Raw genomic sequence first — 14,807 nt, 5'->3', positions numbered from 1 at the left:
GCGCGAGCTGGAAGTTAGCGACCTAGTCATCACTGTGGCAGATAAGCCAGTTGCTCTGGCTGGTGTCATGGGCGGAGCAGCGACCGAAATCTCTGGCCAGTCCGCTCGTGTTGTTCTGGAGGCAGCTGTTTTTGATGGTAAATCAATCCGCAAGACCAGCGGGCGCCTTAACTTGCGCTCGGAATCATCTTCCCGCTTTGAAAAAGGCATCAATGTAGCAACTGTCAATGAAGCTTTGGACGCGGCAGCAAGTATGATTACTGACTTGACAGGTGCAACTGTTCAGGCTGGTATCGTATCCGCTGGTAGCTTAGACACTAGTGATGTAGAAGTGGTGTCTAGTCTTTCGGATGTCAACCGAGTTTTGGGAACAGACTTGCTTTATACAGATATTGTGGATGTCTTTCGCAGACTTGGCTTTGGCTTGTCAGGAAATGCTGAACAGTTCACTGTCAGTGTACCTCGCCGTCGCTGGGATATTTCAATCGAAGCAGATCTCTATGAAGAAATTGCCCGCATTTACGGCTATGACAAATTGCCAGCTAGCCTGCCAAAAGATGACGGAACTGCTGGTGAATTGACTGCAACGCAGCAACTGCGCCGTCAAGTACGGACCTTAGCAGAGGGAGCTGGACTGACAGAAATCATCACCTACGCTTTGACGACGCCAGAAAAGGCGATTGAGTTCACTCTCAATCCTAGTAACTTGACTGAGCTCATGTGGCCGATGACAGTGGAGCGCTCCGTTCTTCGTCAGAACATGGTTTCTGGCATTTTGGACTCCCTAGCCTACAATGTGGCTCGTAAAAATAAGAATCTAGCCCTCTATGAGATTGGAAAAGTCTTTGAGCAGACTGGCAATCCTAAGGAAGAACTGCCAAATGAAATCAATAGCTTTGCCTTTGCTTTGACAGGACTCGTTCAAGAAAAAGACTTCCAGACCAAGCCAGTAGCAGTTGATTTCTTCTATGCCAAGGGTGTAGTGGAAGCACTCTTTGCTAAGTTGGGCTTGACAGCAGAATATTCGGCTAGCAGCCAGATGAAGAGTCTGCATCCTGGACGAACTGCCCTGATTTCTATCAATGGCCAGCCTGTCGGCTTTGTCGGTCAAGTTCATCCTGCGACAGCCAAGGCTTACGATATTCCTGAAACTTATGTGGCTGAGCTCAATCTGTCTGCTATCGAAGAGCAGCTCCAGCCAGCACAGCCATTTACGGAAATCATTAAATTCCCAGCTGTCAGCCGCGATGTGGCACTCTTGCTCAAGGCTGAAATCACTCACCAAGAGGTCCTTGATGCTATCCAAGCAGCTGGTGTCAAGCGCTTGACAGATATTAAGCTCTTTGATATCTTCTCTGGGGACAAGCTGGGTGTCGGCCTCAAATCCATGGCCTACAGCCTGACTTTCCAAAATCCAGAATCTAGTCTGACCGACGAAGAAGTGGCTAAATACATGGAAAAAATCCAAAAATCATTGGAAGAAAATATCGGAGCAGAAGTACGATAGTATAAATAAGAAGAAGCAGTCCTTTGGGGCTGCTTTTCTCAATGAATAGCGCTTTATAAAAGCCATCATTTATAGTATTCAAGCTTAACATAAAGGAAATTGCTATGGAAGATAAGAGAAATTATGTGGGATGAGCTTATTAGGATTTTTGCTTATCATCGGAGCAATTTAATCACTAAACAGCAGTGGTGAGAGCTATAGTAATGGCTTAGAACGGTTGAAATCCGAGCGAAAAGAAGAAAAGTTACATGAGAGTCCGATGATAATCCAGAAAGCCAAAATGATGAATGGTTTAATTGGTGTACCTGAAGATGAAAGCTTATAAGAAGAGCAGAAAAGGTTACAAGCTACTGTAGATTCTTATAATGCGCAATTGGGGTTTGAAAGGAAGCAAGAAAACGACAATCAATATGTAATTGATGTGAGCTATTGATTATGTCACAGCTCATCTGCTTGCTATCCGGACATTTTTCAGAGAGAATAGCAAATTCTTGACAAAAGAAACAGACAGTTGTAGAATATAAATATAGACTACAAATGTAGAAAAAGGAGAAAGCGATATGACTATTTCAAAAAAAGCCTTTATCGGAATTCTATCTCTGACACTAGCAGTCCTATTAGCTGCTTGCTCAAGTAATGCGAATCAGGGAGGAAATACCACTTCGACCCAGTCTGAGCAAAACAAGACTTCGCAGTCATCAACTAGCTCTTCGACAGGATCTTCCTCTAGTCAGACTTCTTCATCCAATGAAGGTCAGACTAGTAATCTAGACGGAAGCTATCAGGCAAGCGACTATGATGGTGACCAATATGTCCTAGAAATTAATGGTAAGACTGGTACTTGGACAGAAACCGAGGTAGATGGCAGTAAGGAAATTAAGCAGGTACAAGTAGATACAGCTAATCAAAGATTGATTGTCGGTGACGATGTTAAAAGCTATCGCCAAAATGGTAATCAGCTGATAGTAGACGAACTGGATGATGATCCAGATACTCTGACCTTTACCAAGCAGTAAGCCGTTTCTCAAACTGCTCTGGACAACAGGAGGAGCAGTGAAGATAGCGGATACTAAACGTATAGAAAAAAGAAACAAGATAAGTGTCAGTCTATGAACTGAAGCACTTACTTGTTTCTTTTTCTTTATCTGATTTTATTGGAAGGTGTTTCTATTCTGAATCGTCTAACTTTCTCATTTCCACTTGTACTTCAACTTCATCCAGAAAAACTTGGGTAGGAGCGGTGGGAGGGATGTGCTTTTTCCAGATAAGCTGGAGAGGGGCGACAGGGTGGTGCTTTCCAGAGGAAGAAAGACTAGATTGAAATTGAGTTGAATTGGAGGATATTTTTTAAGAAGAAGTAGGCTGGCCATCTTTTCTTCTCTTTCTTGTATTGCTGTATGAAAATAGAGGTATATTTCCAAAAAAGTTTCAAAGAATTTCCAATATAAACAAAATCTTGCGTATAATTCCTATCTTTTGACTTTACTTTGTGGTATACTGGGTAAGTTGCAAGTAACTAAGTTGATTTTCAAAGAATGAGAACCAGCAACGCAGGTTGCAGATATACTAAAAGGATACAAAATATCCGGCTAATCAACGACCTATCATTCTCCTGAGAATTAGCTAATGCTTAGAGATTATTAGCCTTTTGACTGATTTTCGAAGAGTAAAAATGCCTTATAAGGTGGCTTCGCACCGCCTTTAGAAAGAAGAAGAACATTGAAATTTAATGAATTACATTTATCTGCTGAATTGTTAGCAGAGATTGAAAAAGCTGGCTTTGTAGAAGCGAGCCCTATTCAAGAACAGACGATTCCACTTGCCATGGCAGGTAAGGATGTCATTGGTCAGGCTCAGACAGGGACAGGAAAGACAGCAGCCTTTGGCTTCCCAACTCTGGAAAAGATTGATACAGATAATCCTGCGGTGCAGGCTCTGATTATCGCTCCGACCCGTGAATTGGCTGTGCAGAGTCAGGAAGAACTTTTCCGCTTTGGTCGCAGCAAGGGTGTCAAGGTACGTTCTGTCTATGGTGGCTCTAGTATTGAAAAGCAAATCAAGGCCCTAAAATCAGGTGCGCATATTGTCGTAGGAACGCCTGGCCGTCTCTTGGATTTGATTAAGCGCAAAGCACTTAAGCTGAATCAGATTGAAACCTTAATCTTGGACGAAGCGGATGAAATGCTTAACATGGGCTTTTTGGAAGACATTGAGTCGATCATTTCACGCGTACCAGAAGATCGTCAGACCTTACTCTTTTCAGCGACCATGCCAGATGCTATCAAGCGTATCGGTGTGCAGTTTATGAAGGAGCCTGAGCACGTCAAGATTGCAGCTAAGGAGCTGACGACAGAGCTGGTGGACCAGTATTATATCCGTGTCAAAGAAAATGAAAAATTTGATACTATGACTCGCCTGATGGACGTGGAGCAGCCTGATCTGTCTATCGTGTTTGGTCGGACCAAGCGTCGAGTGGATGAGCTGACACGTGGCCTGAAAATCCGCGGTTTCCGAGCAGAGGGTATCCATGGTGATTTGGATCAAGGCAAGCGCCTTCGCGTTCTGCGCGACTTTAAAAACGGCAATCTGGATGTCTTGGTTGCGACAGATGTGGCTGCGCGTGGTTTAGATATTTCTGGTGTGACCCATGTCTACAACTACGATATTCCTCAGGATCCAGAAAGCTATGTTCACCGGATTGGTCGGACTGGTCGTGCTGGTAAGTCAGGTCAGTCTATTACTTTCGTAGCACCAAATGAAATGGGTTATCTGCAGATTATCGAAAATCTAACCAAGAAGCGCATGAAAGGCCTTAAGCCAGCGACTGCGGAAGAAGCTTTCCAAGCTAAGAAAAAAGTTGCCCTTAAGAAGATTGAGCGTGATTTTGCGGATGAAAGCATTCGCTCTAACTTTGAGAAATTTGGCAAGGATGCTCGCAAGTTGGCAGCAGAATTCAGTCCAGAAGAGCTGGCTATGTATATCCTCAGCCTAACGGTGCAAGATCCAGATACTCTTCCTGAAGTAGAAATTGCCCGTGAAAAACCATTGCCATTTAAGCCATCTGGTGGCGGCTTTGGGGGCAAAGGGAAGAGCGGCCGTGGCAACGGTCGTCGAGGCGACCAAGGCCGTGAGCGTCGTGGGAGACGTGAGGACCGAGATGGTGGCCGTCGTGACTTTAAACGTAAGTCAAACAAGAACAGTCGTGATTTCGAGAGTAAAGGAAATAAACGGCCACACCGTACTTCCAGCGAAAAGAAAACCGGATTTGTCATCCGTAACAAGGGTGACAAATAATGGATGCTTGTCGGCTGTAGTGACTAACATTCCCATGCTAGCAGTAGGAGGGCGAATATCGCTCTCTTTTTGCTTTGAAAAATTTTGTGAATTTCGCTTTATTTACAATCATTCTTAATAGTAAACTTTTTTCAGTCGTGGTATAATGGAATGAGATTATTAATGGTATGTATGGAGTTGAATATATGATGAACCAACAGAATGAAAAGTATTATCAGGAAGTGACAGAACATCTGCGAATGAAGGGTGTTCGGCTTACTGAAACCAGAAAAGCAGTTATTGCTTTTATTATTAATAGCAGTGATCATCCTAGTGCCGAGATGATTTATCAGGCTTTGTTGCCAGAATTTCCGCACATGAGTTTGGCGACTGTCTACAATAATCTTAAAGTTCTGATTGATGAGGGATTTGTGGCAGAGCTTAAAGTCCGTAATGATACAACGACTTACTTTGATTTTATGGGGCATCAGCATCTCAATGTGATTTGTGAAAAATGCGGTCGTATTGCTGATATGGACCTTAATTTACCGGATGTCAAAGAGGAAGTTGAAAAACAAACTGGCTATCGAATTACCAATGCTCAGACAACAGTTTATGGAATTTGTCCAGCCTGTCAGGAGCAAATTGCTCAAGCGGGATAAAATTGAAAAGAAGTTCATTTTGAAACTTCTTTTTTTGTTTAGGAAAGATTTTCTTTGCCTAGCTTATTCATTTGTGAAATTTTTATGTTTCTCTTACTTAGACTAGCTTTTTAACGAAAAATTTTGTAAAATAGAATAGATAAACGAGGACAACCTCGGAAAATAAAAGGAGAACTTCTAATGGTAAAATTAGTTTTTGCTCGCCATGGTGAGTCTGAATGGAACAAAGCAAACCTCTTCACTGGTTGGGCTGATGTAGACCTTTCTGAAAAAGGAACCCAACAAGCAATCGACGCTGGTAAGTTGATCAAAGAAGCGGGAATTGAGTTTGATATTGCTTTCACATCAGTATTGACACGTGCTATTAAAACAACTAATTTGGCTCTTGAATATTCAGACCAACTTTGGGTACCAGTTGAAAAATCATGGCGCTTGAACGAACGTCACTATGGTGGTCTGACTGGTAAAAACAAAGCCGAAGCAGCAGAACAATTTGGTGACGAGCAAGTTCACATTTGGCGTCGTTCTTATGATGTCTTGCCTCCAGATATGGCCAGAGATGATCAATATTCAGCGCACAGCGATCGCCGTTATGCTAATCTTGATGACACAGTAGTACCAGATGCTGAAAACTTGAAAGTTACTTTGGAACGTGCTCTTCCTTTCTGGGAAGATAAAATTGCTCCAGCTCTTAAAGATGGTAAAAATGTCTTCGTTGGTGCACACGGAAACTCTATCCGCGCTCTTGTAAAACACATCAAACAATTGTCTGATGATGAAATCATGGGAGTAGAAATTCCAAACTTCCCTCCTCTTGTATTTGAGTTTGATGAAAAATTAAACGTAGTAAAAGAATACTATCTTGGAAAATAAGAAGTACAAAGTCCTGCCAAGCAGGGCTTTTTAAGTCTGTTCGAAGGCGGATTCGCCAGATTCATATTTGGAATTTTAAAAGTCTTGTGTAATTTGTTCCATTCATCAGTGGGGATTTGTGGTAAAATAAGAGTCAGAACATTTATATGAGAATGAGGAAAAGATGTCGAAGAGAAAATTTGATAGCCATTCAATCACGAGAAGATTGTACCTGCTGTTTGGAATCGTAGGGGTATTATTTTTGACTTTGATTGTTCGTCTGGGCTATATGCAAGTTATCAATCAGAAGTTTTATACGGATAAATTGGCTAAGGCCAGCAAAACAAGAATAACAACAAGCTCGGTCCGAGGGCAGATTTATGACGCTGCTGGAAATCCCTTGGTTGAAAATACAACGAAACAAGTAGTAACCTATACACGGGATAATAAAGCCACCGCTGGAGAAATTCGTGAAACAGCTCAAAAATTACTCAATTATGTCACAGTGAGTGATATAGCTGTGACTGACAGACAAGCGGTTGATTATTATCTGGCCGATAAGGATGTCTATCGCGAGGTCGTTGAAAAGCTGCCTAAAAATGAAAAATTTGATACCGATGGCAATCGTTTGGAAGAGTCAAAAATTTATAAGGCGGCAGTGGAAAGTATTGATCCGTCTAAATTGGGTTATACGGATGATGAAAAAAAAGCAATTATGCTCTTCAGCCAAATGAATGCTATTTCAAACTTCTCAACGGGAACTATTCAGACGGATACATTGTCAACAGAGCAGATTGCGATTTTAGCTTCAAGTGAAAAAGACCTTCCGGGAATTAGCATTTCAACAAGCTGGGACAGGAAAGTATTGGACACTTCTCTTGCGTCAATCGTGGGGAATATTTCCACAGAGAAAGCCGGTCTGCCGGTAGAAGAGGTAGATGAATATCTTAAGAAGGGCTACTCTCTAAATGATCGAGTGGGGACTTCCTATCTTGAAAAGGAGTATGAATCGACCCTCCAAGGGAAGCGAGCTGTAAAAGAGATTCATCTCAATAAAAACGGCAATATGGAAAGTGTAGAAAAAATTTCAGACGGCAGTAAGGGAGATAATCTGAAGCTGACTATTGATTTATCTTTCCAGCAGGGAGTTGAAGATATCCTTAAAAGTGCCTTTAATACCGAGTTGAGCAGCGGAAATGCGACTTATTCTGAAGGAGTTTATGCCGTTGCTATGGATCCAGATACGGGCTCTATTCTGGCTCTAGCTGGTGTCAAGCACGATTTGGAAACGGGCGATGTCTCTGCGGATGCTTTAGGGACCATTACCAATGTTTTTGTTCCTGGATCGGTCGTCAAAGCGGCCACTTTGACTGCTGGTTGGCAGTACGGAGCTATTTCTGGCAATCAATCTTTGGTCGATCAGCCGATTACCTTTGCGGGCTCTGCTCCGATTAATTCTTGGTTTACGTCCTTTGGTTCTCGCTCCATTACGGCGGTTGAGGCGCTGGAGTATTCATCTAATACTTATATGGTTCAGCTTGCTCTGAATATGTTAGGGACTCCCTACACTCCGAATATGGCATTAAGTTCAGATAATCTTGATACCGCGATGGAAAAGCTGCGCTCTGTTTTTGCAGAATATGGCTTAGGGGCATCAACGGGCATCGACTTGCCTAATGAATCAACAGGTTATATTCCAAAAGATTTCACAGTAAGTAATTACATTACCAATGCTTTCGGTCAGTTTGACAACTACACACCTCTTCAGCTCGCTCAGTATGCTGCGACGGTTGCCAATAATGGGAAACGGGTGGCTCCGCATCTGGTAGAAGGAATTTATGGCAATAATGAGCAAGGCGGACTGGGAGACCTGATTGAGAAAAAGGAAACAAAAGAACTGAATCAGGTGAATATTTCCGCAGAAAATATGGCTCTTTTAAAACAAGGTTTCTATCAGGTAGTGAATGGGGGGAGTGGTTTTACAACTGGCCGTACGATTGCGCAGGGCGCGACGGTTTCCATCAGTGCCAAAACAGGAACGGCTGAAACCTATGTCAATGGTGGCACATCTGCTATCAATACCAATGTCGTATCCTATGCACCAAGCGATACTCCTAAAATAGCTGTGGCCGTAGTCTTTCCGCATAATACCGACCTTTCCTCAACGGTCAGCCACAGTATCACTCGTGATATTATCAATCTTTATAACCAACAGCACCCTATGAATTAGAAAGGAAAAGCAGTAGAATTTGCTGATTATTTTACTGCTCAACGATTACCATTATGCTTTATCCAACACCTATCGCTAAGTTAATTGACAGTTTTTCCAAGCTGCCGGGCATCGGCATCAAGACGGCTACTCGTTTGGCCTTTTATACCATCGGGATGAGTGACGATGATGTCAATGAATTTGCCAAAAATCTACTAGCTGCCAAGCGTGAGCTGACTTACTGCTCCATCTGTGGTAATCTGACGGACGATGATCCCTGTGCCATCTGTACAGATCAAACGCGCGATCAGACTGTGATCCTCATCGTTGAGGATAGCCGCGATGTGTCTGCCATGGAAAATATCCAAGAATACCACGGCCTTTATCATGTTCTTCATGGCCTTATTTCCCCTATGAATGGGGTAGGACCAGATGACATCAACCTCAAGAGCCTCTTGACTCGCTTGATGGACAACCAAGTGATGGAAGTGATTGTGGCCACCAATGCAACGGCTGACGGAGAAGCGACTTCTATGTATATTTCGCGGGTCCTCAAACCCGCTGGGATCAAGGTGACTCGTCTGGCTCGCGGACTGGCTGTGGGCGCTGATATCGAATACGCAGACGAAGTGACCCTGCTCCGAGCGATTGAAAATCGGACAGAATTGTAAGATAAAAGAAAGATTTCCTGCTGAAAAACAGCTTTGGGAATCTTTTTTCTATTCAAAAATGCAGGGAAATATGGTATACTGAAACAGTCTAAAAAGAAGATGGGGCAACCCCAAATGAACTTATAGCTAGAAATGTTAGGATAAGATAATGGTCAAACAAACCTTGATTTTACTATACGGTGGCCGCAGTGCGGAGCGAGAAGTTTCAGTCTTGTCGGCTGAGAGTGTCATGCGAACTGTCAATTATGACAAATTTTCTGTCAAAACTTATTTCATCACAAAAGCTGGCGATTTTATCAAAACGCAGGAATTCACAGAAAAGCCGTCTGCAGATGAAAAGCTCATGACCAATGAAACGGTTGATATTTCACAGCAAGTGAAACCAAGTGATATTTATCAGGACAATGCAGTTGTCTTTCCTGTTCTTCATGGACCAATGGGCGAGGATGGCTCTATTCAAGGCTTTCTTGAAGTGCTGCGGCTTCCTTATGTGGGCTGCAATATCTTGTCTTCAAGTGTTGCCATGGACAAAATTACCACCAAACGCATTCTGGAGTCTGCTGGAATCCCACAGGTGCCTTATGTAGCGGTGATTGAGGGCGAAAATCTGGAAGAAAAAATTGCCGAAATCGAAGAAAAATTGACGTATCCGATTTTTACCAAACCGTCTAATATGGGCTCTAGTGTGGGCATTTCCAAGTCTGATAATCAAGAGGAGTTGCGGGCAGCATTGGACTTAGCCTTCAAGTACGACAGCCGTGTCTTGGTCGAGCAGGGCGTCAATGCGCGTGAGATTGAGGTTGGTCTCTTAGGAAATTATGACGTTAAGAGCACCTTGCCAGGTGAAGTAGTCAAGGATGTGGCTTTCTATGACTACGAAGCCAAGTATATTGACAATAAGATTACCATGGATATTCCTGCAAAAATCTCGGATGAAGTTACTTCAATCATGCGTACGAATGCTGAGACGGCCTTTCGAGCCTTGGGTGGACAGGGATTGGCGCGCTGTGATTTCTTCTACACAGAGGATGGCGACATTTTCCTCAATGAGCTCAATACCATGCCTGGCTTTACTCAATGGTCTATGTATCCTTTACTTTGGGAAAATATGGGGCTACCTTATTCCGATTTGATTGAGAAATTAGTAATTTTGGCTCAGGAAGCCTTCGAAAAACGCGAAGCTCACCTGCTTTAAGAAGATAAAATAGGGAGTGGAAGGCTAAGCTTAGTTTCGTTGAACAGGGCTTTACTTTCACTCTTTCTTTTAGGAGAAGAAATGAAATTAACTTTGCATGAAATCGCTTCTGTACTGGGGGCTAAAAATGATGTGTCAGGTTTTGAAGATGTAGCTTTAAACAAAGCTGAATTTGACAGCCGTTTGATTGAGGTGGGAGATCTTTTTATCCCGCTTAAGGGGGCGCGTGACGGCCATGATTTTATCGTGACAGCTTTCGCTCAGGGAGCTGCGGCTACCTTGTCTGAGCGTCCAGTAGCAGAAGGACCCTATGTCTTGGTCGATGATGTGCTAGCGGCCTTTCAAGCTTTGGCTCAATACTATCTGGAAAAGACAGCCGTAGATGTGCTAGCTGTGACAGGCTCCAATGGGAAGACTACAACCAAGGATATGCTGGCTCAGCTATTGGCTACTAGCTATAAAACCTATAAAACCCAAGGCAACTATAATAATGAAATCGGCCTGCCCTACACGGTGCTCCACATGCCCGACGATACAGAAAAGCTAGTTCTGGAAATGGGGCAAGATCACTTGGGGGATATCCATCTTCTGTCTGAAATTGCTAAGCCGAAAACAGGCATTGTGACCTTGATTGGCGAAGCTCACTTAGAATTTTTCGGAAGTCGTGCTGAGATTGCCAAAGGCAAGATGCAGATTGCAGATGGAATGAGGAAAGATGGTCTGCTCTTGGCTCCAGCTGATAAGATTGTCAATGATTTTCTGCCAGACCAGCAAAAAGTGGTTCGCTTTGGGCCAGATGCAGATATTTGTCTGACTCGTCTAGAAGAGCGCAAGGATAGTTTGACCTTTGAAGCGAATTTTCTGGAACAGGCTATTGACTTGCCCGTGACTGGAAAATACAATGCAACCAACGCCATGATTGCGTCTTACGTAGCTTTGCAGGAGGGGGTCAGTGAGCAGGCGATCCGCCAGGCTTTTGCCCAGCTGGAATTGACCCGCAATCGAACCGAGTGGAAGAAGGCGGCTAATGGAGCTGATATCCTGTCTGATGTCTACAACGCCAATCCAACAGCTATGCGCTTGATTCTTGAAACCTTCTCAGCGATTCCAGCTAGTCAGGGTGGCCGTAAGGCTGCAGTCTTGGCGGATATGAAGGAGCTGGGAGCTGACTCCAAGCTCATGCACGGAGCCATGATTACCAGTCTCAATCCAGAGATTATCACCGATCTATTCCTCTATGGAGAGGATATGGAAGCCCTCTATGTCTACGCTCGGGAGATCTACCCACCAAATCGGGTGCATTATTTTGTTAAAAATGCTGACAAGGATCAGTTTGAAGATTTGACCAAGACCGTTAAGACTTGGTTGCAATCAGCCGATCAAATCTTGCTCAAGGGTAGTAATTCGATGAAGTTGGATAAACTAGTGGAGGTCTTGGAGCATGGGGACAAGTGATACAGCTTTAATTCTCCAGCGACTGTTGGCGATAACAGATACAGGTCTGTCTTTTGCTGCCAGTGAGTTTGATCGAGAACGCTATGCGGATATCAGAGATAATCTAAATCAGCTGTTAAGCGAGACCAGCCATCTGGATCAAGAGGAACTTTATAACTTGCTCCGACCGACAGATTTTTATGCGACTCCTTTGGTCGATGTCCGAGCTTTTATAGTTCAGCAGGGCAAGATTTGTCTAGTACGAGGACAGCAAGAGGAGACATGGGCTCTGCCAGGTGGTTTCTGCGAAGTTGGTTTTTCCCCAAAAGAGAATGTACTAAAAGAAATTCAGGAAGAAACGGGATTTCAAGCTAGCGTAGTACGCTTGCTGGCTGTCTTTGATAGCAATAAATTTCAGCCACAAAGCAAGCAGTATGTCAAGCTCATTTTTGAATGCCGGCTGGAAGAGGGAGATTTTCAGCCCAATTTAGAAATCTCAGAACTGAATTTCTTTGACCCGCAGAATTTGCCTCTTTTATCTGAGAAAAGGATAACAAAAGAGCAGATGCAGCTTCTCTGGGAAATCTATCAGGGCAAACGAGAACAATACTTAGATTAGATTAGAACAGTATGCAATATCTAGCCTTGCTGCGCGGTGTCTTGTCGACGGGGCCGAATAGAATACCCAAGATGAGTGAATTGGTAGAGATTTTAGAAGCTTCTGATCTGCGCGGTGTTTCAACTTATATCCAGTCGGGTAATATCCTTTGCGAAACGGATTTATCCGCTGAGGCTCTAGCTGATCAGATTCATCAAAGCATTTTTCAGCAAATTGGAGCCAACCTGTCGGTTGTTATTAAGAAGAAAGCTGATTTAGATTAGAATTGGTGATTGCTGAAAATCCATTTCCTGCAGCCTGTAATCTTTCCAGGATCCATCTGACCTTTACTAATCATGAGCTTGACAGGCAGAAGTTGGCAAAGATTCAAAGTCTAGCATTTGAGGGCGAGATATTTGAGAGGGGCTCGAGCTGCCTTTATAAGTACTTACCACGAGATGCTACGAAAAAGAAGCTAAATAATAATTTTTTAGAAAAGAAATTAGGAATCGTTGCTACGACCAGAAAGCTTAGTGTCGTTAAAAATTTATTTATTAGGATGAAAGATTGACAAATGAATTTACTAGATTTTTTTACTAGTCACAAAACAGAACCGCCTATGATGACGCCGTTCGCCTATATTCTGATGATGGTCGGATTGGTGTCTGTCATCTATCTAGCGATCCGTTTTTTTGAGCGAAAGAAAATGCAGACTTTTTTCAGAATCGCTCAAATTGTGCAATTGGTATTTTTATACGGCTGGTATTGGGCTATTCAGGAGCCTCTATCTGAGAGTCTTCCCCTGTACCATTGCCGGATTGCCATGTTTGCCGTTTTGCTTTTACCAGATAAAGTCCCTTACAAACAATATTTTGCTTTGCTGGGAGTATTTGGTCCGATCTGCGCGATTGTTTATCCGATTTTGGACCCCTATCCATTTCCACATGTCACCCTCTTTTCATTTTTCATTGGGCATTTTGCACTTTTGGGCAATTCGATTATTTACCTGATGAAGAACTATGATAGTCTGAGGTTGTCCTATCGTCGCATTGTGGAAATTACTTTTGGCTTAAATTTCTTGATTTTAATTGCAAATATCGTAACCGGCGGGGACTACGGTTTCTTAAAGAATCCTCCTTTGGTGGGAGATCACGGTATGCTTGGTAATTATCTTAATGTATCTTTGGTTTTAGCGACTGCCTTGCTCCTATTTTCCTATTTCTTTAAAGGGATGAGAGAAAAGCAAGCAGAGAGACTGACTCAATAAGAACCTGTATTCATACTTTTGCTAAATCCAGATTTATTTCACTCCTAATCTAGGAAAAATCTTACGATGCTGGAGTTAATTGAACATGACTGAAGATATGTACTAAAAAGATAAAGCTTCTTGACGCAGTCGTTTTTGTGGAGACTTTTCAAAGCTTAAATGTTTTGCAAAAGGAGACCGTTAGTTGAATAAAACAGGTTTTAGAATTAGAAAGGAAACCGGATGCATCATTTTTTGACTACCAACCAAACTGAGCCACCCTTTATTTCCGCTTTAGCCTACTCTTTGATGATGGCGCTACTTTTGCTGTCTATCTATGCGACGATAAAGTACCACAAGAACGCGACTTTTATCAAAAGTATGAAAATCCTTCAGCTGTTTCAGCTGGCAATTCTTTATAGCTGGTATGTAGGTTTTCAGCTTCCCTTGGCGAATAGTTTGCCCCTGTACCATTGCCGTTTGGCTATGTTTGCAGTGGTCTTTCTGCCAGACAAATGGCGCAGCAAGCAGTATTTTGCTCTTTTAGGAGCCAGCGGAGCGCTCTTTGCTTTAGGTTATCCCGTCTTTGACCCTTATGATTTCCCACATATCACCAGCTTTTCCTTCCTGATTGGGCACTATGCCCTTTTGGTCAACTCTTTGCTGTACTTGCTGAATCACTATGACAAGACCCAGCTCAAGAAGTATATGATTGTCCTCTACACTTTTGGTCTCAATGCCTTCCTTGTCGGTGTCAACCAGATGACGGGGGGCAATTACGGTTTACTCGCTCGACCTCCCTTTATCAGTGAGTACAGCCTTTTAGTAAAATATCTAGCTGTGTCGATTATTTTGTCAGCCGCCCTGATACTCTTTGATGCATTATTTAAAAAACGGTGGAAAAAACAGTTAGAACTCATCTAAAATCGAATTATTTCAAATTTGTAGCTCCTGTCAAGTTCATTTGGCAGGATTTTTCCTGGCTCTTTGTCAACTGTAGTGGGTTGATGTCAGCTAATATCTGGAGAGGACCGAATTGGTTCTCTCCTTTTTGATATTCAAAGCGATGAGAATTCTAGTTCTAAAGTTGTCAAAGTTCCGAAAGCCAAAAGCGTTGCGCTTGATAACCTTGATGAGGTTGTTAGTAGCCTCCAGTTTTG

General features: G+C 42.9%; 14 protein-coding genes. 13 read left to right on the top strand and 1 reads right to left on the bottom strand.

Annotated features, from left to right (window positions below; translation table 11 throughout):
• The 13 genes from pheT to STRDD04_RS01425 all read left to right on the top strand — a co-directional run.
• A partial coding sequence (pheT, locus tag STRDD04_RS11295; protein WP_231853862.1) for a phenylalanine--tRNA ligase subunit beta occupies positions 1–1,507 on the top strand: 1,507 nt, incomplete at its 5' end.
• 560 nt (positions 1,508–2,067) lie between these two features.
• Positions 2,068–2,523, top strand: a complete 456-nt coding sequence (locus tag STRDD04_RS01485) for an SP_0198 family lipoprotein (protein WP_062198719.1) — start codon at positions 2,068–2,070, stop codon at positions 2,521–2,523.
• A gap of 703 nt (positions 2,524–3,226) precedes the next feature.
• Entirely contained in the window at positions 3,227–4,801 is a 1,575-nt protein-coding gene (locus STRDD04_RS01475; RefSeq protein ID WP_062198715.1) for a degradosome RNA helicase CshA, read from the top strand.
• A 188-nt stretch (positions 4,802–4,989) separates the two neighbouring features.
• A complete protein-coding gene (locus STRDD04_RS01470; RefSeq protein WP_062199187.1) occupies positions 4,990–5,442 on the top strand; it encodes a Fur family transcriptional regulator in 453 nt (150 codons plus the stop codon).
• Positions 5,443–5,622: 180 nt separating this feature from the next.
• On the top strand, positions 5,623–6,315 hold the full coding sequence (locus tag STRDD04_RS01465; RefSeq protein WP_037614357.1) for a phosphoglycerate mutase: 693 nt from the start codon (positions 5,623–5,625) through the stop codon (positions 6,313–6,315).
• A gap of 163 nt (positions 6,316–6,478) precedes the next feature.
• On the top strand, positions 6,479–8,524 hold the full coding sequence (pbp2b, locus tag STRDD04_RS01460) for a penicillin-binding protein PBP2B (protein ID WP_062198713.1): 2,046 nt from the start codon (positions 6,479–6,481) through the stop codon (positions 8,522–8,524).
• A 53-nt stretch (positions 8,525–8,577) separates the two neighbouring features.
• Positions 8,578–9,174 carry a recombination mediator RecR gene (gene recR / locus STRDD04_RS01455; RefSeq protein WP_062198712.1) on the top strand — a complete coding sequence of 199 codons (597 nt, stop codon included), beginning with the start codon at positions 8,578–8,580 and terminating at the stop codon, positions 9,172–9,174.
• A gap of 148 nt (positions 9,175–9,322) precedes the next feature.
• Positions 9,323–10,369 carry a D-alanine--D-alanine ligase gene (locus STRDD04_RS01450; protein WP_062198710.1) on the top strand — a complete coding sequence of 349 codons (1,047 nt, stop codon included), beginning with the start codon at positions 9,323–9,325 and terminating at the stop codon, positions 10,367–10,369.
• 81 nt (positions 10,370–10,450) lie between these two features.
• Positions 10,451–11,824, top strand: a complete 1,374-nt coding sequence (locus STRDD04_RS01445) for a UDP-N-acetylmuramoyl-tripeptide--D-alanyl-D-alanine ligase (RefSeq protein WP_062198708.1) — start codon at positions 10,451–10,453, stop codon at positions 11,822–11,824.
• Positions 11,811–12,422, top strand: a complete 612-nt coding sequence (locus tag STRDD04_RS01440; protein WP_062198706.1) for an NUDIX hydrolase N-terminal domain-containing protein — start codon at positions 11,811–11,813, stop codon at positions 12,420–12,422. The genes STRDD04_RS01445 and STRDD04_RS01440 overlap by 14 nt, the downstream gene beginning before the upstream one ends.
• Positions 12,423–12,433: 11 nt before the next feature.
• Positions 12,434–12,685: a DUF1697 domain-containing protein gene (locus STRDD04_RS11620; RefSeq protein ID WP_331710261.1), complete on the top strand. Its 252-nt coding sequence runs from the start codon at positions 12,434–12,436 to the stop codon at positions 12,683–12,685.
• Positions 12,686–12,975: 290 nt separating this feature from the next.
• On the top strand, positions 12,976–13,668 hold the full coding sequence (locus STRDD04_RS01430) for a YwaF family protein (RefSeq protein WP_062198704.1): 693 nt from the start codon (positions 12,976–12,978) through the stop codon (positions 13,666–13,668).
• A 222-nt stretch (positions 13,669–13,890) separates the two neighbouring features.
• Complete coding sequence (locus STRDD04_RS01425) at positions 13,891–14,571, top strand: YwaF family protein (protein WP_062198702.1); 681 nt, start codon at positions 13,891–13,893, stop codon at positions 14,569–14,571.
• Between the two features lie 90 nt (positions 14,572–14,661).
• Here the strand turns inward: STRDD04_RS01425 and STRDD04_RS10490 are convergent.
• Positions 14,662–14,807 (bottom strand): transposase (locus STRDD04_RS10490; RefSeq protein ID WP_197460061.1); only part of this gene is annotated, 146 nt, incomplete at its 5' end.

This window comes from Streptococcus sp. DD04, from assembly GCF_001578725.1.
In the GTDB taxonomy this organism is placed as follows: domain Bacteria; phylum Bacillota; class Bacilli; order Lactobacillales; family Streptococcaceae; genus Streptococcus; species Streptococcus sinensis.
Note: the sequence above shows the minus strand (reverse complement) of the source record. Positions and strands in the feature narration are given on the sequence as shown.

Coding starts and splice junctions, on each gene's coding strand:
- STRDD04_RS01485 (WP_062198719.1), top strand. CDS start 2,068: ATGACTATTTCAAAAAAAGCCTTTATCGGAATTCTATCTCTGACACTA.
- STRDD04_RS01470 (WP_062199187.1), top strand. CDS start 4,990: ATGAACCAACAGAATGAAAAGTATTATCAGGAAGTGACAGAACATCTG.
- STRDD04_RS01465 (WP_037614357.1), top strand. CDS start 5,623: ATGGTAAAATTAGTTTTTGCTCGCCATGGTGAGTCTGAATGGAACAAA.
- pbp2b (WP_062198713.1), top strand. CDS start 6,479: ATGTCGAAGAGAAAATTTGATAGCCATTCAATCACGAGAAGATTGTAC.
- recR (WP_062198712.1), top strand. CDS start 8,578: ATGCTTTATCCAACACCTATCGCTAAGTTAATTGACAGTTTTTCCAAG.
- STRDD04_RS01450 (WP_062198710.1), top strand. CDS start 9,323: ATGGTCAAACAAACCTTGATTTTACTATACGGTGGCCGCAGTGCGGAG.
- STRDD04_RS01445 (WP_062198708.1), top strand. CDS start 10,451: ATGAAATTAACTTTGCATGAAATCGCTTCTGTACTGGGGGCTAAAAAT.
- STRDD04_RS01440 (WP_062198706.1), top strand. CDS start 11,811: ATGGGGACAAGTGATACAGCTTTAATTCTCCAGCGACTGTTGGCGATA.
- STRDD04_RS11620 (WP_331710261.1), top strand. CDS start 12,434: ATGCAATATCTAGCCTTGCTGCGCGGTGTCTTGTCGACGGGGCCGAAT.
- STRDD04_RS01430 (WP_062198704.1), top strand. CDS start 12,976: ATGAATTTACTAGATTTTTTTACTAGTCACAAAACAGAACCGCCTATG.
- STRDD04_RS01425 (WP_062198702.1), top strand. CDS start 13,891: ATGCATCATTTTTTGACTACCAACCAAACTGAGCCACCCTTTATTTCC.